The following is an 865-nucleotide window of genomic DNA, read 5'->3' as shown; positions in this document are numbered from 1 at the left end:
TGACCTTCCCTCTGTTTTTCGCCTTCCAGAGGCCCGGGGTTATGCAGCTACATCCGTTGCCTGCTGAGCCACGAGCCAGTCTCGCATGAACTGGGCCGGCGACACAAAGCCGAGCGACGAATGACGACGACTGCGGTTGTAAAACACTTCGATGTATTCGAACAAGTCCGCTGCGGCTTCGCGATGCGTGCGATAGCGCGCTGCATGAACCCGTTCATTTTTCAGGCTGTTGAAGAAGCTCTCCGTCGGCGCGTTGTCCCAGCAATTTCCTTTGCGGCTCATAGAGCAACGCATGCCATAGTCAGCCAGCCTGCACTGAAATTCGTGGCTCGCGTACTGACTGCCACGGTCCGAGTGGTGCAGCGCGCCGGGCGCGGGCTTCCGGCGAAACCATGCCATCGTCAGCGCGTCGGTCACAATGTCGGCCGTCATGCGCGGCTTGATGGACCAACCCACGACTTCTCGATTGAACAGGTCCAGCACGACCGCCAGATACAGCCAGCCCTCGTCGGTCCAGATATACGTGATGTCCGAACTGAACACCTGATTCGGCGCAGCCGGCGCGAACTCGCGGTTCAACAGGTTCGGCGCGACGGGCAGCTTGTGCCGGGAATCAGTTGTGACGCGGTAGCGGCGTTTGTGGCGTGCCCGGATACCGTTCTTGCTCATCAAACGCTCCACGCGTGCCTTGCTGGCCGGAAACCCGCGTGCGCGAATCTCCTCGGTCATGCGTGGCGAGCCGTAGGCGCCCTTGACCTCGGCATGAATCGACCGAATCAGCGTAAGCAGTTGCGTGTCGGTCAACCGTTTCCGCTCGGGCGTGCCGCCGCGCTTCCAGGCACGATAGCCGTTCACGCTCACCGAA

Annotated in this window: 1 protein-coding gene; it reads right to left on the bottom strand. The window is 61.0% G+C overall.

Annotated elements, in window-relative coordinates; genetic code table 11:
- Window positions 1–39: 39 nt before the first annotated feature.
- Window positions 40–865 (bottom strand): IS3 family transposase (locus GCT19_RS42320; protein ID WP_152855116.1); only part of this gene is annotated, 826 nt, incomplete at its 5' end.

Origin of the sequence: Paraburkholderia atlantica, from assembly GCF_009362785.1 — a bacterium.
Taxonomy (GTDB): Bacteria; Pseudomonadota; Gammaproteobacteria; order Burkholderiales; family Burkholderiaceae; genus Paraburkholderia; species Paraburkholderia atlantica.
The sequence above is the reverse complement of the archived record's forward strand: the minus strand, read 5'-3'. Positions and strand labels throughout refer to the sequence as shown.